This window comes from Nonomuraea maritima, from assembly GCF_900100395.1.
Taxonomy (GTDB): domain Bacteria; phylum Actinomycetota; class Actinomycetes; order Streptosporangiales; family Streptosporangiaceae; genus Nonomuraea; species Nonomuraea maritima.
In genome coordinates, this window is sequence record NZ_FNFB01000003.1 from 84,487 (window position 1) to 105,990 (window position 21,504).

General features: G+C 71.2%; 20 protein-coding genes. 5 read left to right on the forward strand and 15 right to left on the reverse strand.

Features of this window, described 5'->3' with window-relative positions:
* Together BLR04_RS42710 and BLR04_RS07225 are read right to left on the reverse strand one after the other, a co-directional pair.
* Positions 1-528: an acyl-CoA thioesterase gene (locus BLR04_RS42710; protein WP_425413432.1), complete on the reverse strand. Its 528-nt coding sequence runs from the start codon at positions 526-528 to the stop codon at positions 1-3.
* A 57-nt stretch (positions 529-585) separates the two neighbouring features.
* A complete protein-coding gene (locus tag BLR04_RS07225) occupies positions 586-2,343 on the reverse strand; it encodes an AMP-dependent synthetase/ligase (RefSeq protein ID WP_090760967.1) in 1,758 nt (585 codons plus the stop codon).
* Between the two features lie 321 nt (positions 2,344-2,664).
* On the opposite strand from BLR04_RS07225, the gene BLR04_RS07230 reads away from it, so the two are divergent.
* Both BLR04_RS07230 and BLR04_RS07235 read left to right on the forward strand, forming a co-directional pair.
* The gene (locus BLR04_RS07230; protein WP_090760969.1) at positions 2,665-4,281 is read left to right on the forward strand and encodes an ABC-F family ATP-binding cassette domain-containing protein; all 1,617 of its coding nucleotides are present in this window, start codon (positions 2,665-2,667) and stop codon (positions 4,279-4,281) included.
* A gap of 19 nt (positions 4,282-4,300) precedes the next feature.
* A complete protein-coding gene (locus BLR04_RS07235; protein WP_143021978.1) occupies positions 4,301-5,272 on the forward strand; it encodes a hypothetical protein in 972 nt (323 codons plus the stop codon).
* A 67-nt stretch (positions 5,273-5,339) separates the two neighbouring features.
* Here the strand turns inward: BLR04_RS07235 and BLR04_RS07240 are convergent, their stop codons facing one another.
* The 3 genes from BLR04_RS07240 to BLR04_RS07250 form a co-directional block, all read right to left on the reverse strand.
* On the reverse strand, positions 5,340-5,603 hold the full coding sequence (locus tag BLR04_RS07240) for a TFIIB-type zinc ribbon-containing protein (RefSeq protein ID WP_090760974.1): 264 nt from the start codon (positions 5,601-5,603) through the stop codon (positions 5,340-5,342).
* Positions 5,604-5,660: 57 nt separating this feature from the next.
* Positions 5,661-6,527, reverse strand: a complete 867-nt coding sequence (locus BLR04_RS07245; protein ID WP_090760976.1) for a phosphotransferase family protein — start codon at positions 6,525-6,527, stop codon at positions 5,661-5,663.
* Positions 6,528-6,613: 86 nt separating this feature from the next.
* On the reverse strand, positions 6,614-6,964 hold the full coding sequence (locus BLR04_RS07250; RefSeq protein WP_245740081.1) for a hypothetical protein: 351 nt from the start codon (positions 6,962-6,964) through the stop codon (positions 6,614-6,616).
* 363 nt (positions 6,965-7,327) lie between these two features.
* Here BLR04_RS07250 and BLR04_RS07255 point away from each other — a divergent pair, with 363 nt between their 5' ends.
* Positions 7,328-8,215 (forward strand): TIGR03619 family F420-dependent LLM class oxidoreductase, encoded by an 888-nt coding sequence (locus BLR04_RS07255; protein ID WP_090760982.1) that lies wholly within the window; start codon positions 7,328-7,330, stop codon positions 8,213-8,215.
* A gap of 85 nt (positions 8,216-8,300) precedes the next feature.
* On the opposite strand, the gene BLR04_RS07260 is transcribed toward BLR04_RS07255, so the two are convergent.
* Positions 8,301-9,515, reverse strand: coding sequence for a serine hydrolase domain-containing protein (locus BLR04_RS07260; RefSeq protein ID WP_090760984.1), 1,215 nt, complete (start codon positions 9,513-9,515; stop codon positions 8,301-8,303).
* Between the two features lie 22 nt (positions 9,516-9,537).
* Positions 9,538-10,437 carry an N-acetylmuramic acid 6-phosphate etherase gene (gene murQ, locus BLR04_RS07265; protein WP_090760986.1) on the reverse strand — a complete coding sequence of 300 codons (900 nt, stop codon included), beginning with the start codon at positions 10,435-10,437 and terminating at the stop codon, positions 9,538-9,540.
* A gap of 57 nt (positions 10,438-10,494) precedes the next feature.
* Here murQ and BLR04_RS07270 point away from each other — a divergent pair, with 57 nt between their 5' ends.
* A complete protein-coding gene (locus BLR04_RS07270) occupies positions 10,495-11,634 on the forward strand; it encodes an exo-beta-N-acetylmuramidase NamZ family protein (protein ID WP_090760988.1) in 1,140 nt (379 codons plus the stop codon).
* Between the two features lie 2 nt (positions 11,635-11,636).
* On the opposite strand, the gene BLR04_RS07275 is transcribed toward BLR04_RS07270, so the two are convergent.
* The 8 genes from BLR04_RS07275 to BLR04_RS07310 all read right to left on the reverse strand — a co-directional run bounded on the left by BLR04_RS07275 (position 11,637) and on the right by BLR04_RS07310 (position 20,578).
* Positions 11,637-12,491 carry a GNAT family N-acetyltransferase gene (locus BLR04_RS07275; protein WP_090760990.1) on the reverse strand — a complete coding sequence of 285 codons (855 nt, stop codon included), beginning with the start codon at positions 12,489-12,491 and terminating at the stop codon, positions 11,637-11,639.
* Positions 12,491-13,498, reverse strand: coding sequence for an ABC transporter ATP-binding protein (locus BLR04_RS07280; protein WP_090760992.1), 1,008 nt, complete (start codon positions 13,496-13,498; stop codon positions 12,491-12,493). The genes BLR04_RS07275 and BLR04_RS07280 overlap by 1 nt, the downstream gene beginning before the upstream one ends.
* Entirely contained in the window at positions 13,495-14,481 is a 987-nt protein-coding gene (locus BLR04_RS07285) for an ABC transporter ATP-binding protein (protein WP_245740082.1), read from the reverse strand. The genes BLR04_RS07280 and BLR04_RS07285 overlap by 4 nt, the downstream gene beginning before the upstream one ends.
* Before the next feature lie 2 nt (positions 14,482-14,483).
* On the reverse strand, positions 14,484-15,383 hold the full coding sequence (locus BLR04_RS07290) for an ABC transporter permease (protein ID WP_090760996.1): 900 nt from the start codon (positions 15,381-15,383) through the stop codon (positions 14,484-14,486).
* Between the two features lie 43 nt (positions 15,384-15,426).
* Positions 15,427-16,437: an ABC transporter permease gene (locus BLR04_RS07295; RefSeq protein ID WP_090760998.1), complete on the reverse strand. Its 1,011-nt coding sequence runs from the start codon at positions 16,435-16,437 to the stop codon at positions 15,427-15,429.
* 10 nt (positions 16,438-16,447) lie between these two features.
* Positions 16,448-18,262 carry an ABC transporter substrate-binding protein gene (locus BLR04_RS07300; protein ID WP_176902984.1) on the reverse strand — a complete coding sequence of 605 codons (1,815 nt, stop codon included), beginning with the start codon at positions 18,260-18,262 and terminating at the stop codon, positions 16,448-16,450.
* 161 nt (positions 18,263-18,423) lie between these two features.
* Complete coding sequence (locus BLR04_RS07305) at positions 18,424-19,389, reverse strand: zinc-dependent alcohol dehydrogenase family protein (RefSeq protein WP_090761002.1); 966 nt, start codon at positions 19,387-19,389, stop codon at positions 18,424-18,426.
* 1 nt (position 19,390) lies between these two features.
* Positions 19,391-20,578: a M20 metallopeptidase family protein gene (locus tag BLR04_RS07310; protein WP_090761004.1), complete on the reverse strand. Its 1,188-nt coding sequence runs from the start codon at positions 20,576-20,578 to the stop codon at positions 19,391-19,393.
* 81 nt (positions 20,579-20,659) lie between these two features.
* On the opposite strand from BLR04_RS07310, the gene BLR04_RS07315 reads away from it, so the two are divergent.
* Positions 20,660-21,445 (forward strand): HAD-IIA family hydrolase, encoded by a 786-nt coding sequence (locus BLR04_RS07315; protein ID WP_218128776.1) that lies wholly within the window; start codon positions 20,660-20,662, stop codon positions 21,443-21,445.
* The last annotated feature ends 59 nt before the right edge of the window (positions 21,446-21,504 follow it).

Sequence of the window (21,504 nt, forward strand, 5' to 3'; positions counted from 1 at the left end):
TCAGCATCGGGGGCAGCGCGGACGGGCGGCCGTCGCGCACGCACACGTACGTGATCGTGCCGACGGCCACCAGCTCGCCCGCGTCTCGGCGGACCGTGAACGTCGTGACTCCTCCGCTCCCTGAAGAGAGCGGCTTCTCGCCCCGCTTGCGCGGGAGACGACGGCCAAGCCCTGACCGATGCCCGAAAGCACGAAAGCAATCGTATCCGGAGGTGGCGACAATTTCCGAGGTTCTGTCACTGCACGCTCGGGCCTTGACGGCCCTCCCGCTCCCGAGGGGACCGTCGCCTGAAGGCGACGGTCCCCTCGGGAGGATCTGATGGAGAGCGAGGTCGTGCCCACCCGGGACGGCGCGCTCTGCACGGCCGGCACGTCACCGAGCCGGGCGGGGGCGTGGTGCTCGCACCCGCTGGCCCGGATCACCAGGTCGGCGCCCTCCCGCCGCAGCCGGTCGTAGCCGCCGCGCTCGCCGAGCCAGTCGAGGAACGCGTCCTCGAAGAACTCGTAGTAGCGGACGGCGTGCACCATCGCCTGGGCGTCGCAGTGGCGCGGACGCACCGGCAGGCGGGAGATCACCCCGGGCGGTCAGGCGTCGTAGAGAGAGTCGAGCACCTCGCCGTGGCGCTCCTCGACCGCCTTGCGCTTGACCTTGAGGCTGGGCGTCAGCTCGCCCGTCTCGACGGTGAAGTCCGCGGCCAGGATCGCGAACTTCTTGACCGTCGAGTAGCTGGCCTGGTCGTCGTTGACCTGCTTGATCGCCTTCTCGACCTCGGCGAGCATGCGCGGGTGGCGGCTCAGCTCACCCGGGTCGGTCGGCAGCCCCTCGGCCTGCGCCCACGGCCTGACCACGTCCATGTCGAGGGTGACCAGCGCCGTCACGTAGTTGCGCCGGTCGCCGTGGACGAACACGTGCGACGCGTACGGGCAGGCGGCCTTGATCCGGCCCTCCAGGTACGTCGGCGCGACGTACTTGCCGCCCGAGGTCTTGATCAGCTCCTTCTTGCGGTCGGTGATGCGCAGCCGCCCGGCCTCGTCGAGCTCGCCGATGTCGCCGGTGTGCAGCCAGCCGTCGGCCAGCGCCTGCGCCGACTCCTCCGGCATCCCGTGGTAGCCGCGCATGATGCCGCGCCCGCCGATGAGGATCTCGCCGTCGTCGGCGATGCGCACCTCGGTGCCGGGGAACGGCCGGCCGACCGTGCCGAACCGCACCGAGTCGGGGCGGTTGAGGAAGCTGCCCGCCGACGACTCGGTGAGACCGTACCCCTCGAGGATGGTCAGGCCGGCGCCGTCGAAGAACTCGGCGATGTCCTGTGACAGCGGCGCGGCGCCCGAGATGAAGAAGCGGACGCGCCCGCCGAACCGCTCGCGCAGCTTGCTGAAGACCAGCCGGTCGGCGATGGCGTACTCGACGCGGGTGGTGACCGGGATGGGGGCGCCGTGCTGACGGGCCCGGCTGACCCGGATGCCGGTCTGCCGCGCCCACTCGAAGATGCGCAGCTTGACGCCGCCCTCGCGCTGCTGGGTGGCCACGACCGTGTTGTGGATCTTCTCGAAGATGCGCGGCGCGGCGGCCATGACCGTCGGCCGGACCGCGCCGAGGTTGTCGGCGATCTTGTCGAGGCGGCCGTCGATCACCGTCGGCACGCCCAGGGCGATCATCACGACCTCCAGCAGCTTGCCGAACGAGTGCGACAGCGGCAGCCACAGGAAGTGCAGGTCGGACGGCCCGATGAGGTCGACCTCGCCGACGGCCTCGGCCGTGTAGAGCCAGTTGTCGTGGGTCAGCTCGACGCCCTTGGGCACGCCGGTCGTGCCGGAGGTGTAGATGAGCGTGGCGAGGTCGTCGCGGGAGATGGCGTCCACCATCGCGTCGTAGTCGCCGGTCTCGGCCTTCACCGAGTCGAGGGTGACGACCCAGCCGTCGTCGCTGGGGGTGCCTTCGACGACCACCACGCGGGTGACGCGGGGCAGCTCCTTCTGCACCGACCTCAGCTTGGCGACCTGGTCGTCGTTCTCGGCGACGACGATCGTGCTGCCGGAGTCGTTGATGACGTACGCGCACTCCGCGGCCGTGTTGGACGGGTAGATCGTCGTCGTCGCGGCACCGGTCGACAGCACCGCGAGGTCGGTCAGGATCCATTCCAGCCGGGTTGAGCAGAGGATCGACACCCGGTTGCCGGGGCCGGAACCGAGTTCGGACAGACCGAGGGCGAGCGACCGTACGCGTGAGCCGACCTCCTGCCACGAGAGTGAGATCCAGCCGTCATCGGACGGCACACGGTACGCCTCGGCGTCGGGGGTCGCCGCGATCCGGTCGCGGAGCAGGGAGGGAATGCTCGACATGCCTGACCTCCTGGGGGTGTTGGCCCCGACTCTAGGGTGTGAGCGGCGTCTCAGTCGACGGTCACACCGGATCTTGCCGGTGTGGTGGACGTCGCATAGGCTGTACGGCGTCCGATCGCCGAATCATGGGGGCAGTTGACGTGAGGATCTGAGGTCGCGGGCACCGCGCCGTTCCGCCCTGTCATGGGCATGTGCGCGCACACCTGGACCTCGGAGGAGATCCTCCCCCTGGACAGCGGACTTCATTTCCGTGGTGTTGTGCGCGTATGCGGTGTTCCCGCCAAGTCACGAAATTTCGACTTTTGTGATGGGAGCCGCTTGATGATGTTCTCCGTTGTCGTCGACCACGTGTCCTTCGCCTGGCCGGACGGCACCACAGCGCTCGACGAACTCGACGCCGCGTTCCCCGCGGGCCGTACCGGGCTCATCGGGCGCAACGGATCCGGCAAGTCCACGCTGCTGAAGGTGATCGCCGGCGAGCTGACCCCGAGTTCCGGGTCCGTGTCCGTCACCGGCGAGATCGGCTACCTGCCGCAGAACGTCCCGCTCGCCGGCCGTACCGTGTCGGACCTGCTGGAGATCAGCGCGACGCGGGCCGCGCTGCACGCCATCGAGGGCGGCGACGTCGCCGAGCGGCACTTCGCCGTGGTCGGCGACGACTGGGACGTCGAGGAGCGCGCCCTGGCCGAGCTCGACCGGCTCGGCCTCGGCCACGTCGGGCTCGACCGCACGGTCGGCACGCTGTCCGGCGGCGAGAGCGTCATGGTCGCGCTCGCCGCCCAGCTGCTGAAGCGGCCCGACGTGCTGCTGCTCGACGAGCCGACCAACAACCTCGACCTCGACGCGCGCCGCCGCCTCTACGCCGCGGTCGCGGCCTGGCGGGGCGTGCTGCTCGTGGTCAGCCACGACCGCGCGCTGCTCGACCTGGTGGACCAGGTGGCCGAGCTGCGCGACGGCGCCGTCCGGGTGTACGGCGGCGACTTCAGCGCGTACGAGGAGCAGGTCGCGGCCGAGCAGGAGGCGGCCGAGCGCATGGTGCGCGCCGCCGAGGGCGACGTCCGCCGGCAGCAGCGCGAGCTGATCGAGGCCCGTACCAGGATCGACAGGAGCGCGCGTCAGGGGAGGAAGGCGTTCGAGAACAAGAAGGTGCCGAAGATCGCCGCGAACGGGCTGAAGCGCAAGGCTCAGGTCACCGCGGGCAAGCAGCGGGCACTGCACCTGGAGAAGCTGCGGGAGGCCCGCGAGCGGCTGGCGGAGGCCGAGCCGGCGGTGCGCGACGACGCGGAGATCCGCGTCGAGCTGCCCGCCACCGAGGTGCCCGCCGGCCGTACCGTGCTCACCCTGCCCCTGCCGCCGCCTCCCGCCGCTCCCGGCCATGAGCGGGAGATCGTGGCCGGGGTGCTGGAGACGCTGGTCATCCGGGGGCCCGAGCGGATCGCGCTCCTCGGCCCCAACGGCGCGGGCAAGACGACCCTGCTCAGGCGGATCGTCGAGCACGGCGCGCACGTGCCCGTACGTCACCTGCCGCAGCGGCTCGAGGTACTGGACGACGGGCTGAGCGTGGTGGACAACGTCAGGGCCGCCGCGCCCACCGCGACGGTGAACGAGGTCCGCGCCCGGCTGGCGCGCTTCCTGTTCCGCGGCGACCGGGCCGACCAGGTCGTCGGCACGCTGTCGGGCGGCGAGCGGTTCCGCGCCGCCCTGGCGGCGCTGCTGTCGGCCGAGCCGGCGCCACAGCTGCTGCTGCTCGACGAGCCGACCAACAACCTCGACATGAGCAGCGTCGCGCAACTCGCCCAGGCCCTGGCCGCCTACCGGGGCGCGCTCGTGGTCGCCAGTCACGACCTGCCGTTCCTGGAGAGCATCGGCATCACCCGGTGGCTGTGGCAGGACAGGGAGAAAGGGCTGTCCGCATCGAGATTGACGGTAGGGGATTAATCCGGCGATAGTGTGGCAGGTGGCTGCCCCCCGGTTGATCTCCTGCGTTCTCGCCATGGCGTCGCTCGCCACCGTCGGTGCCTGCTCCTCGGCGGCCCCGTCGCCGACCGAAGGCGAGCCGAGGGCCACGGGGGTCGCGGGCGGCGGCACGGGCACAAGCACGGGCGCCGGCACTCCCGGCCCGTCGGCGTTGACGCCCGAGGCGTACCGGAGCGAACTCGAACGCCGCCACGACGCGATGGCCGGCGCGATCACGGCGATGGCCCGCGCGCGCCGGCTCAAGGACCTCACCCGGCGGGTCGTCGCGGCCGAGGAGAAACTGAACGAGGCCGCCCAGGCGCTGGCCGCGCTCGTCCCGCCCGAGGAGGTGCGCGCCCGGCACGACGCGTACGTCTCCGCCCTGAGCGACCTCGCGCACGTGCTCGGCACGACGATGACCAAGGTGGGGGTGCGGGAGTTGTGCACGTCCTCGGCGGTGCTCGCCGACGTCGGCGGGCGGCTCGCCGCGCTCGACGCGGCGGGCAGGGCGCTGCGGAGCGCCGGCGACTACCCGGCCGACGTCGTGTCGGTCAAGGCCGGCAAGAAGCAGACGAGGCGGCTGCGCAACGGCGAGTTCGTCCGCAAGGGCACGCTGGGCGGCCGCGGCTCACTCGAGATCGACAACGGCGGCGACCGTGACGCCGTGGTGACCGCCGTCAAAGGCGGCCGCACGGCCTTCAGCGTGTACGTACGCAGGAAGGCGACGTTCAAGGTCCGCGGGGTGCGCGACGGCAGCTACCGGGTCTACTTCTCGCACGGCGTCGACTGGGAGGGCAGGAACCGGAGGTTCACCCGCAAGTGCGGGTTCGAGAAGTTCGCCAAGCCGGTGGAGTTCGAGACCACCTACACCGCCACGCAGATCCTCTGGCACGACTGGCGCATCACGCTGCACTCGATCACCGGCGGCAACGTCCGCACCGAGAAGGTGGACCCGGACGACTTCCCCTCGTGATCCGGCGGGTTCCTGGACGGCGAAGGCCGCGCGCCGTCGCGGCGCGCGGCCTTGCGCAGTCGAACGATCAGGTGGAGAAGAGCATGTTCACCCAGCTCTTCTGGCGGTGGTGGCCGTAGTGGCCGCCGTGGCCGCCGTGCGGGGCGCCCCAGGCCGGGCCGCCGTGCGCGGGCGGCGGCGGGGGAGCGGCGTGGTACTGCGACTCCATCCGGGTCAGCGTCTCCAGCTCTCCGTAGTCGAGGAAGATCCCACGGCAGTTGTCGCACTGCTCGATGTGGACGCCGTTGCGCTCATAGGTCCGCATGTTCCCGCGGCACTTGGGGCACTGCATCTAGGTCGCTCCTCCAGCTTTGAGGTCTCACGGTGAAACCTATCGCGCGCAACACCGTCATGCGCCGACGATTCTGTTGCACGACTCGACCAACGAATACTCGACCTCGTCGAGTTCCCGGCCCTCGCGCGCGGCGTTGCAGACGGCCACGGCGGCCAGCTGGACGGTGAGCGCCCTGGCGGGCACGTCGAGCCACTGCCAGGGGTCGTCGCCCGGCCCGAGCGCGGGCCCGCCCGAGGCGAGGTAGGCCCCGAGGAAGCGCTCCCACATGGCCGGGTCGAGCAGCCCGGCCGCGTACCAGGCGGCGGGACGGGCGAGGTCCCATGCCGGATCGCCGACGCCGAGGTCGTCGACGTCGATGAGCAGCCAGCGGTCGCGGTGGACCAGCTGGCCGAGGTGCCAGTCGCCGTGCGTGAGCAGGCCCGGCAGCGGCCCGGTGCGCCCGGGTTCTGGAAGCTCCTTGAACGTCCGCCTGACGAGCTGCTCCACCGGGCCGTCACCGGTCATGCGGCCGACCGCGCGGGCGACCCGCGCGGGCCCGCCGGCGGGCGGCAGGTCGGGCAGCAGCGTGAGGGGGACGGCGTGCAGGCGCGCCAGCAGCCTCGCTCCCTCTTCCCAGGGTGCGGCGCCTGGGTCATCGTCCTGCGAGAGCGGCCGCCCGGCGGGCCACACCGTGACCGCGCGCCCGCCCACCGCGAGCACCTCGGACGTGAGCGGCGCGAGGACCACCGAGCTGGCCGCCGCCGACGCGGCCGCTCGCACCCTCAGCCGCAGCGCCTCGACGTCGTCGCCCGCCGAATGGGCCTTCACCACGACCTCGCCCATGCGTAACACCACGACGTCGGTGCGCGTCGGGTGCAGAACGGGAGCGCCCGCGCCGCCGTACGCCGCGGCGACTCCCGCGAGCTCCTCCTCAAGACCCACGCGTACAGGGTATTCCGCGGCACAGACGGTGTGCGCCGCGCGCCCGGGCCGGTGGGCGGCCCGGGCGCGCATGGGGGGAGCCGGCGTCAGATCGCGCAAATGGCGAAGACGCTGATGCCTACCGTGCTGTTGCCGTCCTGGCGGCCGAGGCCGATCCAGCCGCGCCCGTCGTCGGTGGGGAACGACCCGACGAGGATCGCCCGGTTGCCCCGGGCCTCTGCGCCGCCGCCGATGACCTTCTTGCCGGCGGGGCAGTACAGGGTACGGCGCTGGAAGTTGGGGACGTTGGCGTTGGGGAGTTTGACCAGTTGGTATCCGTGGGGAAGCGCTGCCTGCCGCGCAGCGGCGGCGGGGGCTGACGCTTGGCTCGGTGCGGTGGCGATGACCGTCAGGCCCGCCGTCGCGAGCACGGCGAGGGGGAGGGCCAAGAACCTCATCGACTGCATTGTTCTCCTTCCGTTCGGCTCCCCCACGGGCAGCCCACGGCATCCCGGGCGAGCCGGAGCGCCGCAAGCGGTTGAGTGATCATGGGAGAAGGGGGAGCACCAGGTCCAACACGATGAGTATCCGTGACGTCACTCTCCGTGTCCATAGCTCACCGCATACGGATGGTGGTCAACGTGTGCACGGCTTCCCCTTGACGCCCTCGCGAGGGGATGACGTGTTCATCCCGCTGCCGGCCGGCCGCGAGGCCCTGCCGCCAGGGCCGACGCCGCCGGCTTTCGACGCGCGCGCCGGGGTTCCTTTCGCGGGCCACAGGCTCTCGTCCGGTGTGGACGCGCGTCGGTCACACTAGGGGCATGAGAGTCGGTTTCGCCGTTCCGCAGTCAGGGCCGTGGGCCACACCCGAGAACATGCGGCGCGTCGCCGTCCGGGCCGAGGAGCTCGGTTACGACGCGTTGTGGACGTTCCAGCGGCTGATGTACCCGGTGGGCCACAGCATGGGGCCCACCTATCGCGCCGTGCACGACCCGCTGATCACCCTGGCGCACCTGTCGGCGGTGACCAGCCGGATCGAGCTCGGGGTGGCGGTGATCAACGCCTATGTCCAGCCGGTCGTGCTGGCCAAGCAGCTCGCGACGTTGCAGACGGTCTCCGGTGGACGGGTGCTCGCGGGCGTCGGGCTCGGCTGGGTGCCGGAGGAGTTCGAGGCGACCGGCGTCGACATGGCCCGCCGGGGGCGGCGGGGCGAGGAGTACGTCGAGCTGCTGCGCGAGGTGTGGACCGACGAGGTGGTCGAGCACTCCGGCGACTTCTACCGGGTGCCCGCCTCGTACGTCGACCCGAAGCCGGTGCCGGGGCCGCCGCGCGTCCTGCTCGGCGGGACCGCAGAGGTCGCGCTGCGCCGCGCCGCCCGGCTGGCCGACGGCTGGGTCAGCTCCAGCAGGGAGGACCTGTCGGCCATCGCCGGACGGATCCAGATGATCAAGGACGAGCTGGTCGCGCGGGGACGTGACCCCGAGGCGTTCCGGTTCGTCTGCCGTGGCGTCACCCAGGTGCGGGCCGCCGACGAGGATCGGCCGCTGACGGGCACGTACGAGAAGATCAGGAACGATGTGGCCGAGCTGGCCGCGCAGGGCGTCACCGACGTTTTCCACGACCTGAACTTCGACCGTGACATCCCGGTGTCCGACCCGCAGGAGGCGATGCGCCGGGCCGAGGAGGCGCTGGAGGCGCTGGCCCCCTGACGGGCGGGTGCGGGTGGCCTCCACGCTCCTGACCGCCGGGTTCGGGCCGCGGGGCAGGTGACCGCTGCCCTCCCTGACGGGCGGGTCAGGCCGCGAGGCGGGCGGCCTCCGTCGCGACGGCGACGCGCAGGGCGCGGATGCCGTCGCGGCCGCGTACGGGGTGGACGGCGTTGGTCAGCAGCACGACGGTGAGCCGCCGGACGGGGTCGACGACCAGCGAGGTGCCGGTGAAGCCGGAGTGGCCGAACGCGCACTCCAGCGGGCCGGCGATGCCCGGGTCGCCGAGGCGCACGCCCAGCCCGTGGCGGAACGGAGCGCCCTCGGTGCCCTGGTCGCGCAGCATCTCGGCGAGGGTCTCGCGGCGCAGCATCGGGCCGTCCTGCGCGGTGCCGCGCCGCAGCGCCTCACCGAAGGCGAGCAGGTCGCCCGCCGTGCCGAAGACCCCGGCGTGCCCGGCGACGCCGCCCAGCGCGTACGCGGTCTCGTCGTGCACCTCGCCCCGCACGCAGCCGGGACCTGGACGCCCGGGCTTCCACTCGGTCGCCGCGATCCGCTCGAGAGCGGCGGGACGGTAGCGTGCGGCGCCCCGCCCGAGCGCCTCCTGGCCGCCGCTGCCCGGCTCGGGTGTTTTGGTGGTGGGGGTGGTGGGCCGGCCGGTGGTGCCTGGCTCGGGTGCTTTTGTGGTGGGGGTGGTGGCGCGGCCGAGGGTGTCCGGGCGGTAGCCGGTGTCGGTGAGGGCGAGGGGGGCGGTGACGCGGGCTTCCACCAGCGCGTCCAGCGGCGCGTCGCCGGCGAGTTCCGCGGTGCGGCCGGCGATGATCATGCCGACGTCGCTGTAGAGGTACGGTCCGCCGAGCGGGTGGGAGACCGGTGTCCGCGTCATCGCGGCCATGCGCTCCTCGAACCCGGCGTCGGGCAGTTCGCGGTCGATCCGGCGGCCCGGCGGCAGGCCGGCCGTGTGGGTGAGCAGGCGGCGCGGCGTGATCCGCGGATCGACGCAGGACAGGTGCCAAGGAAACCGCGCGGCCACCGGCTCGTCGAGGTCGAGCAGGCCCTCCTCGGTGAGCGACAGCAGCGCGACCGTGGTGAACAGCTTGCTGACCGAGGCCAGGTCGAAGACCGAGTCGACGCGCACGGGCGGTCGCTCGTCGGCCAGGGTGCCGTCCGCGTCGGCGTAGCGGACGAGCTCTCCGGCCGCCGCCGTGGCGGCCACGTCGCCGTCCACGGAGATCAGCGCGACCGCGGCGGGGCAGACGCGTGGCACCGCGTCCGCCAGGATCGCCTCCAGCCGGTCGGACATCCGCCTTCCCTTCTGTCCGGGCTCAGCCGCTCAGGGCGTCGCTGAGCCGCTCGCCGTGCGACCGTAGCAGGGCCCGGGCCCCCTCGGCGTCGAGCCCGTGCCTCAGCATCACCACCGCGATCTTGGCGTGGCCGCCCGCCGCGTCCAGCGCCGCGCCCGCCGTCTGGCTGTCGGCTCCGGTGATGTCGCTGACCATGCGCCGTGCCCGCTCGACCAGCTTGCTGTTCACGGTCGACACCTCGATCATCTGGTTCCCGTACGTACGGCCCAGCCTGACCATGGAGATCGTGGAGATCATGTTCAGCACGAGCTTCTGGGCCGTACCCGCCTTCAGCCGGGTCGAGCCGGCCACCACCTCGGCGCCTACGACGACTTCGATGGCGTGCTCGGCGGCGGCCGACAGCGGCGTGCCCTCGTTGCACGACACGGCGGCGGTCAGCGCGCCGCGCGCGGCGGCCTCCCCTAGAGCCCCCAGCACGAACGGCGCCCGGCCGCTCGCCGACAGGCCCACCACCGAGTCGAGCGGTCCGACCTCCAGGTCGGCCATGGCCGCGGCGCCCGCCGGCGCGTCGTCCTCGGCGCCCTCGACGGAGTGCGTCAGCGCCTCGGGGCCGCCCGCGATGACGCCCTGCACCGTCGACGGGTCGGTGCCGAAGGTGGGCGGGCACTCGCTGGCGTCGAGCACGGCGAGCCGTCCTGAGGTGCCCGCTCCGACGTAGAGGAGGCGGCCGCCCTCGGCCATCCGGGCCACGATCGCGTCGACGGCCGCGGAGATCGCGGGAAGGACTACCGCCACCGCGGCGGGTACGGCGGCGTCGGCCTGATTCATGAGCCTGGCGATCTGCTCCGTCGGCAGCCGGTCGATCTGGCTGTACCGGGGATCGCTCTGCTCGGTGGACAGTTCGGGAAGGCGTTCGATCATGACGCTAATTTCCGCCCTTTGCTTCGCTGTTGTAAATATCTTTCAGACAATGGGTTCATGTCACATGTGCGCACCGGAGCCGAACGGCTGGCCAGAACCCCCGCGCTCGCGGGAGGCAGCCGCCTCGGCCTGATCACGAACCCCACCGGGGTCCTGCCCGACCTGACCCCCACGGTGGACGCCCTCCAGGCGGCCGGGCTCCGGCTGACCGCGCTGTTCGGGCCCGAGCACGGCCTGCGCGGCACCGCCCAGGCCGCAGGCAGCGAGGCGGACGGCGTCGACGAGCGCACCTCCCTGCCCGTCTACGACACCCACGGCCGTTCGGGCGAGGAGCTCGACCGCGTGGTGGCCGCGTCCGGCGTGGACACCCTCGTCTTCGACATCGCCGACGTGGGCTCCCGCTTCTACACCTATGTCTGGACCATGTACGACCTGCTGGCCTCGGCGGCCCGGCTCGGCCTGCGGTTCGTGGTGCTCGACCGGCCCAACCCGCTCGGCGGCCTGGTGACCGAGGGCCCCGTCCTCGACCCGGCGTTCGCGAGCTTCGTCGGCCGCTTCCCGCTGCCCGTCCGGCACGGCAGGACGGCCGGGGAGCTGGCCGTCCTGTTCGGGTTGGACGTCGACCTGATCGTGGTGGAGATGGAGGGCTGGCGGCGTGAGATGACCTACGCCGCGACCGGTCTGCCGTGGGTGATGCCGTCGGTCAACATGCCGACCGCCGACACCGCCCTCGTCTATCCCGGCACCTGCCTGTTCGAGGGCACGAACTTCTCCGAGGGCCGCGGCACGACCAGGCCGTTCGAGCTCATCGGGGCCCCGTACGCCGACGAGCGGTTCGCCACGCGGCTGCGCGCGCTGGACCTGCCCGGCGTCCGGTTCAGGGAGACGTGGTTCACACCGACGTTCCACAAGCACGCCGGTGTGCCCGTACACGGGGTGCAGCTGCACGTGCACGACCCGTACGCCTTCCGTCCGGTGCTGACCGGCGTGTCCATGCTGCACGTCGCCCGGACTCTCTACCCCGGCGACCTGAGCTGGTCGGGCCCCGGCCGGTTCCTCGACCAGCTGTGGGGCTCCGACACCCTGAGCAGGTGCCTGGACGCCGGAGCCGACCCCCGAGAGCTGTGCCCGCCGCCGGGACGCCCAGAAGGCCGCCTGCTCTACCCGGCGGGCGACGAGGTCACGGACCGCGCCTGACATCACGCCAGATCGCGCCGGTAGAGCCAGAAGACGCGTTCGGCCCGCGCGCCGACGGCACGCGAGTAGAACCGCAGTGGCCCCACCCACCCGATCTGGGCGCCGGACTGTCCGGCGTCCCGCTGCTCGGCCAGGCACCGGCGCAGCAGCACCCCGCCGAGGCCCATCCCGCGGGACTCGAGGGCGGTGCCCATGGGCCCGAACCAGGCCGGCCGCGCGCCCCAGGCGGCGAACCCGAGTATGCGGCCGTCGCGCTCGGCGTAGTGCAGCCCGGCCGCGTGCACGGCCTCCCAGGCCCACCTGTCGTTCCACTGCTCCTCGACGAACGCCGCGACGCGGTCGCGGTCGTCGCCGGCCTTGCGCACGGTCACGCCGTGGTCGGCCAGCCGCTGCTCCGCCTCCTGCGACGACAGGTCGCCGCCGAGGTCCGCGGTCATGTTCCAGGCCACGTGGTAGCGCTCGTACCCGAGGCTCTCGGCCAGGCAGGCGGCGGCGGTGTAGCGCACGTCGATGCCCGGCCAGGCGTAGCACGGCGGGTTGCCCGCGAAGCGGGCCTGTCGCGCGCCCTGCCCGGCGAGCCACTCCTCGGCCGCGCCCACGAGCGCCCGGCCCTGCCCGCGTCCCTGCGCGGACGGGTGCACGGCGAGCAGGTCGATGTGCCCGACGGCCGGGTCGGACGCGGACAGCGACGCCATGACCACGCCGTCGGCCGTGGCGAGAGCGGTCCAGCGGCGCTCGGCGGGCGGGCGCGACAGGTGCGCCACCAGGGCCGCGCCCTCGCCGGGATCCAGCGTCAGCGCCGCCTGCGCCACCCGGGCCGCCTCGGCGGTGTCGGCCTCACGTACGGCGTGCCCCATCACACCTCCATCGGGCGGGCGATGACGCTGCGGCGCTCGGGGTAGAAGCAGGCGTGCTCCTGCGGCGCCGCCTCGGTGATCCGCAGCAGCGGCCGCTCGGTCGTGCACCGCTCGGCCCGGAACGGGCAGCGGCGCGCGAACAGGCAGCCCTCGTCGGACTGGCTCTCGTTCAGCGACTCCAGCGGCATCACCGGGTGCTCACCCGGCTGCTCCAGCCCGTGCAGCACCGGGATGGCCGACAGCAGCGACTGCGTGTACGGGTGCACCGGGTCGGCGATGATCGTGTCGACCGGGCCGCGCTCGACGACCTGGCCGCGGTAGATCACGTACAGCTCGCCGTCGTCGCCGATGTAGCGGGCCGTGGCCACGTCGTGGGTGATGAACAGCACGCTCACGCCCAGCCGCTCGCGCAGGTCCTTCAGCAGCGCGAGGATGCCGAGCCGGAGCGAGACGTCGATCATCGACACGGCCTCGTCGGCGACCAGCATCTCGGGGTCGACGGTGAGCGCGCGGGCGATGACGACGCGCTGGCGCATGCCGCCCGACAGCTGGTGCGGGTAGCGCGACAGCACCGTGGCGGGGTCGAGCCCCACCAGCGACAGCACCTCGGTGGCGCGTCCCTCGATCCACGACGCCGGCCGTCCCGTCTGCTTGGCCCGCAGGCTCAGCGGCGCGTACAGCGTCTGGTGGATCGTCCGGGTGGGGTTCAGGGCCGAGTACGGGTCCTGGTGGATCATCTGGATCTTGCGGAAGTGCGGCTGGCGCTGCTTGGGCTTGAGCTCCGTCATCGACACGCCGTCGATGGCGACCTCGCCCCCGTCGTACGTCTCCAGCCCCGCGATGATCCGTCCGAGCGTCGTCTTGCCGCATCCGGACTCGCCGATGAACGAGGCCGCGCCGCCCTTGGGGATCGCGAAGTCCACGCCCCGCAGGGCCTGCACCTCGCGGGCCCCGAGCACCTTGCCGCGCTGCTTGTACGTCTTGACGACGCCGGTTCCGGTGATCACGCATGCTCCTTCACGGCCACGGCGTGGCACGCCACTGTCCTTCGCCCCCGCAGGATCGCCTCGGGATCCACGTCGTCGCACACGTCCATGCGCAGCGCGCAGCGCTCCCTGAAGACGCACCCTCGCTTGGGTACGGTGGCCAGCGTCGGGGGCCGGCCGGGCAGCGCCTGTGCCTCGTCGATGTCGCCGACGAGCCGCGGGATCGCCCGGATCAGCCCTCTCGTGTACGGGTGCTCGGGCGAGGCGAGCACCTCGCGGGTGGGGCCCTGCTCGACCAGGCGGCCGCCGTACATGACGGCCAGCCGGTCGGCCACCTCGGCCACCACACCGATGTCGTGGGTGATGACGAGGGTCGTCAGGCCCCGCTCGTCGTGCACCTCGCGCACGATCTTCAGGATGTTCGCCTGAGTGATCATGTCGAGCGCCGTCGTGGGCTCGTCGAGGACGACCAGGTGGGCGTTGAGCACCAGCGCCAGCATGATGCCGACCCGCTGGCGCATGCCGCCGGACAGCTCGTGCTGGTGGGAGTCGAGCACCCGGGCGCCGTCCAGACCCATCCGGCCGAGCAGGTCCTTGGCCTCGCGCACCAGCCCGCGGAGATCCTCCACGCCGTGCGAACGGCCGAGGTCGAGCAGCTGCTTGCCGACCGTCTTGAGCGGGTTGAGGGAGTTCTGGGCGGCCTGGAAGACGTAGCCGATGTGCCGGCCGCGGGCCTTGCGCAGCTGCTCGCCCGCGAGGCCGACCACGTCGCCGAGCCCGTCGATGTCGACGCTGCCCGCGGAGATGCGGCCAGGCGGCTGGACCGCGTTGAGCAGCGACAGGGCCAGCGTCGACTTGCCGGAGCCCGACTCGCCGACGATGCCGGTGATCGAACCGGGCGGCAGCTCCAGGCTGACGCCGCGGACGGCGGGCAGTTCGCCCGCCGGTGTCTTGTAGACGACCGTGAGGCCGTCGATGCGCACACCCGGCGCTTGCTTAGTCACACTTACTCCTCGCGCAGGCGGGGATTGAAGATCTCGTCCATGGCGTCCACCACGAGCACGATGGCCAGTGTCAGCAGCAGGATCGCCAGCAGCGGCCCGAGCAGGAAGCCGAGCCCGCTCGGCACGGTGAGCGCGCCGGAGCGGAACACCGCCGTGTTGAGCATCTGGCCCCAGTTGTTCGACTCGTACGGCAGCACGCCCAGGAAGAACAGGCCCACCTGGGCGTAGACGCCGCCGGTGATCGCGATCAGCATGTTCATCGCGATGTAGGGCGCCATGCTCGGCAGCAGTTCCTTGCCCACGATGTGGGTGGTCGGCAGCCCCAGCCCGCGCGCCGCCTCGATGAAGCCGCGCTCGCGCAGCGACAGCGTCTGCGAGCGTACGGCTCGCGCCACGCCGCCCCAGCTGAGCAGTCCCAGCACCAGGCCCATCTGCACGGCGCTGTTGAACTTCCACACCGTGGAGAGCACCAGCAGCAGCGGCAGCCCGGGAATGGTGAGCTTCATGTCGGTGATCCGCATGAGGACGGTGTCCCAGCGGCCCCGCTTGAAGCCGGAGTACAGCCCGACGCCGGTGCCGAGAACCACGGTGATGACGGCGGTGACGAGCGCCGCCAGCAGCACGTACCGCGACCCGGTGATCACCAGGGCCACCACGTCGCGGCCCTGGTCGTCGGTGCCGAGCCAGTGCTGCCAGCTCGGCGGCGCGGTCAGCTGGTTGACGTCGCGCGGCAGCGGGTCGGGGTAGAACATGGGGCCGAAGACGCCCATGAACACGAATCCCACCATGAGCACCGCGCCCACCAGACGGCTGGGCTTGCGTCGCATGACCCGCCACACGCCCGACCAGAAGTTGCGGCGCATGGCGGCGGTCGTCGACGAGCTTTCGAGCAGCACGCTCATGCGGCCTCCTTCGCCGGTGCGGCGTGTCGGTTCGGTCGCCCGGTCACGCGGACACCTCCTCACCGCTTCTGACCCGCGGGTCGATGACGCTGTAGAAGAGGTCCGCGACGATGTTCGCCACGATGATGGACGCCGTGATCAGCAGGAACGCGCCGCCCATCAGGGCGTAGTCGCGCATCGTGATGCTCTCGATGAGCAGCAGCCCGAGACCGGGGTAGTTGAAGATCCGCTCGATGAACACCGCGCCGCCCAGCAGCAGGCCGAGGGAGAGCGCGAGGATCGTGAACAGCGGCAGGATCGCGTTGCGCGCGATGTAGCGGAAGATGATCGAGCGCTTCATCCCGCGCAGCTCGGCGGCCAGGATGAAGTCGTCGCCGAGCACGGTGACGACGCTCGACTTCATCGCCAGGATCCAGCCGCCGTAGGCGGCCAGCGCGTACGTCGCGACCGGCAGCACCGCGTGCTGCACGAGCGAGCCGAGGTAGCCGGCGTTGAACCCGGGGTCGAACAGGATGTCCACCGGACCGTCGGCGGGCAGGATCGGGATGAGCGTGGCGAAGATGGCGCTGAGCAGCAGGCCCAGCACGTACTGCGGCACGCCGTGGAGCAGCGAGCCGGAGATCGCCAGCAGGTCGCCGAGCTTGCCGTTGCGCCGGATGGCCGCGTAGACGCCCATCACGATGCCGACGAGGAAGCTGAGCACCGTCCCGGCCAGGACCGGCAGGACCGTCCACTTGGCCGCCTCGAGCAGCACGCCGGTCACCGGGGCGCCGGCGTGCGTGACGGACTGCCCGAGGTTGAAGTGGAGCAGCCCCAGCATGTAGTCGGTGTACTGGTGCCACAGCGAGCCGGACGGCTGGAAGCCGTACAGCACGCGGGTGGCCTGTTCGGCTGCCTGCGGGGCCATGCCCTGCTCGATGAGTTTCTGCACGTTCGCCGCCACCGGGTCGCCAGGGATGCTCCTGACGATGAAGAAACTGATCGTGGCGACCACAAGGATCATGACGATCCCGCGGGCCAGATGGCCCACGAGCCGTCGCGCGATGATCGTCATACGCTCTTTCTCACTGCTTGACCTTGACCATGCCGAGCTGCATCCAGACCCCGGCGGGCAGGCGCAGCATGTCGCTGTCGTTCGGAGGCCAGTCCGTGAACCGCGAGGTGTTGGTGAACGTGGTGTTCACGTAGTCCCACAGCTGGATGGCGGGAAGGTCCTGGTTGGAGGCCATGGCGAGCTTGGCCATGATGGGCTTGGCCTCCTCGGGGGAGGCGGAGTTCAGCTCGGCCGTCAGCTCGCCGGGGTTGACCCGGCCGACGCCCTTGACGTCGATCTCCTCGGGGCCGCCCATCCAGTTGCCGCCCTTGCCGGGCGCGCTGTGGGTGACCCGGCCGGCCACGTTGGTCCAGCCGTTCGAGGCGCCGTAGAGGCGCTGGAAGATGTCGTACGGCGCGGGGCCGAGCGCCATCAGCCAGAAGCCGACGTCGTACTGGCCGTCCGAGAGCCCCTGCAGATAGACAGGGTAGTCGGCGACGGTGATGACCTGGGCGTTCACGCCCGCGTCGATGAGCTGGCTCTTGATGTTCTCCTGCGCGGCGACCCAGTCGGAGAAGCCGGACGGCGCGGTCATGGTGACCGTCCACGGCTTGCCGTCGGGCAGCAGCCACTTGCCGTTCTGCTTCTTCAGTCCGGCCTCGGCGAACTCGGCGTCGGCCTTGGCCACGTCGTGGTTGTACGGGTCGAGGCGGTTGAGCTCGTCGCCGATCCACGCCTTGGCCGGCACCTGGTGGATGCCGGACGTCGTGAGCGACGGGGTGCCGCCGTCGGGCGAGGCGACCTTGGTCACCTGGGCGCGGTCGATGAGGTACGCGAGCCCGCGGCGCACGTGCACGTTGTCGTACGGCTTCTTCGACTGGTTGAACGCCATGCCGACCGCGACCGGTGAGAATCCCGTGATGACGTGGGAACCGGGCGCCTTCTTGATGCGGTTCATCACGTCCGTCGGAGCGGCGACGAAACCGGAGTAATCGAGCTTTCCGGCGGACAGGTAGTTCCAGACCTGCTCGTTGCCGTTGTAGTTGAGGAACTTCACCGCCGTCGGCGCCACATTCTTGGCGTTGTAGAAGTACTTGTTCTTCACCAGCAGCGCCTCACCCGGGTTCACCCGCTCCAGGGTGAACGGGCCGGCCGAGACGTCCTTCGGCGGCGAGAACGCGAGCACCTTCTGGCCGATGGCGAGGATCTCCTGGCGCGCCTTGTCGGCGGCCGCGCCCTCGCCCCGGGAGGTCTTGAGCGTCTCCCAGAAGGTCGCCGGGAGCACGCTGCCCCAGATGTGCGCCGGGACGACCCAGTTGTCGAGAACGCCGCGCGCGAACTTCACGCTCGGGTTCTTCATGTCCTGGGTGATCTTGACGGTCTTGTCGTTGACGATCGTGATGTCGGCCGCCGTTCCCGCAGCGCCGGGCGTGATCGCGAACGCGGTGCTGCCGGTGGTGTAGGCGATGCCGATGGAGGTGCGGACGTCCTCGGCGGTGACGGGCTTGCCGTCGGACCACTTGGCGTCCGGCTGGATGTGCAGGGTGATCGACGAGTTGTCGGGCGCGATGTCCCAGCTTGCGGCGATGCCCGGGTAGAACTGGTTCGGGTCGGTGAGGTCGTTCTTGACCCAGGCGAGCTTCATCCCGTTGTAGCCCAGGAACGAGTTGCCCTTGGGGTTCCAGGGGTTCGCCGGTGCGGACGCGTCAAGGCCGGGACGGCTCGCGTCAATCGTGGTGAAGATCCTGCCGCCTCCAGGGCCGGCGGAATCGTCCGTGCCAGCACTGCACGCCGCAGTCGTGGTGGCGAGACCGAGCAACGCCACTACCGCTGCAAGTCGCTTCATTTACCGCTCCGGGGGATGTTAGCCCTATAGGGGATCACAAGGGATTTACCGGACACTACGATCACGCCAGACTGGCGTCAATAATCTCCACTAGATGTGAAGCTAATGTAACTTTCCTTCATGAGTGTACGTAGTGGCACGAAGCGTCATCAAGTTTTGAGCTAATCCATTACCAAAACGGCGGCACCGTTGACCTGGTCATTCGCCAGATCCGTGAGCGCTCGGGCGGCCTCGTCGAAGGCGTACGGGGCGATGGCGACGCGCGGCGGATGCGCCAGCGCGAGCTCCATATAGGCCCGTCCGTCTGCCCGGGTGTTGGCGGTCACACTGCGCAGTGTCCGCTCCTGGAACAGGTGCCGCTCGTAGTCGAGCGACGGCACGTCGGTGAGGTGGATGCCGGCGACGGCGAGCGTCCCGCCCCGGTCCAGCGCCTCCAGCGCGGGCGGCACCAGCTCGCCCACGGGCGCGAAGAGAATCGCCGAGTCCAGCGGCTCCGGCGGCCGGTCGCCCGCGGAGGCGGCGCCGAGCTCCAGGGCCAGCCGCCGGGCGGCGGCCGTACGGGTGACGACGTGCAGGGTGGCGCCGCGCGCGATGGCGGCCTGCGCGGTCAGATGGGCCGAGGCGCCGAAGCCGTAGATGCCGAGCCGCCCGTGCGGCGGCAGGTCGCAGCGGGCGAGCGCCCGGTAGCCGATGATCCCCGCGCACAGCAGCGGCGCCAGCCGCTCGGCGGGCACGTCGCCGGGCAGCGGGTAGACGTAGTCGGCGGGCGCGACCACGTACTCGGCGAACCCGCCGTCGGCGTCCCATCCGGTGTAGGTCGACGCGGGGCAGAGGTTCTCCTGCCCGCGCAGGCAGTAGCGGCACCGGCCGCAGGTCGAGCGCAGCCAGGCCACGCCCACCCGCTCGCCGGTGCCCTCGATGCGGCCCACCACCTGGTGTCCTGGCGTGGTCCCTGGCCGCCTGGGTGGCAGATCGCCCTCGGCGAGGTGCAGGTCGGTACGGCAGACGCCGCACGCCTCCACACGGACGAGCACCTCACCCGGTCCTGGCGAGGGCACCTCCCGCTCGACGAGGGCGAGCGGCCCGGACGCCATCGGTCCAGGCCGCTCCACCACCCAGGCGCGCATGTCAGCTCAGCCGCGAATGCGCCAGGGACGCGTAGAGCGCGGCCCCGTCGGGCAGCACGGCGTCGTCGAACATGGCGAGGGGGGAGTGGTTGTACGGCGCGGTCTCCGGATCGCGGTCGCCGACGCAGGCGCCGAGGAAGGCGAACGCCCCCGGCACCGACTCCAGCACGTACGAGAAGTCCTCGGAGCCCATGATCGGGTTGGGGGCGACGAAGTACCGGCCCGGCCCGAACAGTTCGTCGGCCGTACGGCCGACGAACTCCGACTCGCTCGCGTCGTTCACCGTCACCGGGTAGCCGATCCCGAACGACGTCTCCACCTGCAGCCCGTGCGCCGCGGCGATGCCCTCGACGACCTCGACCAGCCGCCGCTTGATCAGCTGCCGGTTCTCCTTGCTGAAGGTGCGTACGGTGGCCTCGAACTCGGCCTCGTCGGGGATGATGTTGTCCTTCGTGCCGCCGTGGAAGCTGCCCACGGTCACCACCACGGGGTCGAACACGTCGAACGTCCTGGTCACCATGCTCTGCAGCGCGGCGACCATCTCGCAGCCCGGCTGCACCGGGTCGAGCGAGCGCCACGGGGTCGAGCCGTGCCCGCCGCGTCCCTTCACCGTGACGCGGAACACGTCGGCCGCCGCCATGAGCGGCCCGGGGCGGGTCATGAGCATCGAGCGGGGGAACATCGCCGAGGTGACGTGCAGGCCGTAGGCGGCGATCGGCCGCTCGCCCGCGGCGTCGAGCACGCCCTCCTCGATCATGTACTTGGCGCCCTCGTGTCCCTCCTCGCCCGGCTGGAACATGAAGATCACATCGCCGGCCAGCTCCTCCCTGCGCGCGCTCAGCAGGTGGGCCGCGCCCGCCAGCATCGCGGTGTGCAGGTCGTGGCCGCAGGCGTGCATCTGCCCGGGGATCTGCGAGACGTACGGCAGGTCGTTCTTCTCGGTCACGGGAAGGGCGTCCATGTCGCCGCGCAGCAGCACCGCGGGGCCGGGCCGGCCGCCCCTGAGGACGGCGGTGACCGAGCTGAGCTGCGTGCCCGTCGTGATCTCCAGGGGGAGTCCGTCGAGTGCCGCGAGCACCTTCTCCTGGGTGCGCGGCAGATGGAGACCGACCTCGGGCGTGGTGTGGAGGGAGTGGCGGAGCTGGACGAGTTCGTCCTGCATGTCCTGCGCGGATTCGATGAACGACATGAGGACATTGTTCACGTCTGTCGCCCTTCGTCCAGGGGGTGCACCGCCATCGCGATCATGAAGTCGCCGATCGGTACGATGATGCGCGTGACTCAGCGTAAGCGCATCGACTCCTGGCTGTCCGACATGGACGGCGTCCTCGTCCACGAGGGGCGTCCCGTCCCCGGCGCCGAGGAATTCATCAAGCGGCTCAGCGGGTCGGGCAAGCGGTTCAGGGTCCTGACCAACAACTCGATCTACACCCAGCGCGACCTGTCCGTACGGCTCTCGGGCGCGGGCCTCGACGTCCCGGCCGACTCCATCTACACCTCCGCCCTGGCCACCGCGCAGTTCCTCGACGACCAGCGTCCCGGCGGCTCGGCGTACGTCATCGGCGAGGCCGGCCTCACCACGGCCCTGCACCAGGTCGGCTACGTGCTGACCGACCTCGACCCCGACTACGTGGTGCTCGGCGAGACCCGCACCTACAGCTTCACCCAGATCACCCGCGCCATCCGCCTCATCGAGAACGGTGCGCGCTTCATCGCGACCAACCCCGACCCCATCGGGCCCTCCACCGAGGGCTCCCTGCCGGCGTGCGGCGCCGTGGCCGCCATGATCACCAAGGCCACCGGCGTCGCCCCCTACTTCGTCGGCAAGCCCAACCCCCGCATGATGCGCAGCGCGCTCAACGAGATCGAGGCCCACAGCGAGACGACGGCGATGATCGGCGACCGCATGGACACCGACGTCGTCGCCGGCATGGAGGCCGGGCTGTTCACGATCCTCGTGCTGACCGGCGTCACGCAGCGCCACGAGATCGACCGCTACCCCTACCGCCCGTCGCTGGTGGTCGACTCGGTGGCCGACCTCATCGACCTCGTCTGATCCGTACGCCACCCGGCGGGCGCGGGGTCCCGCCGGGTGGAAGATTCTCATCCCGCCGT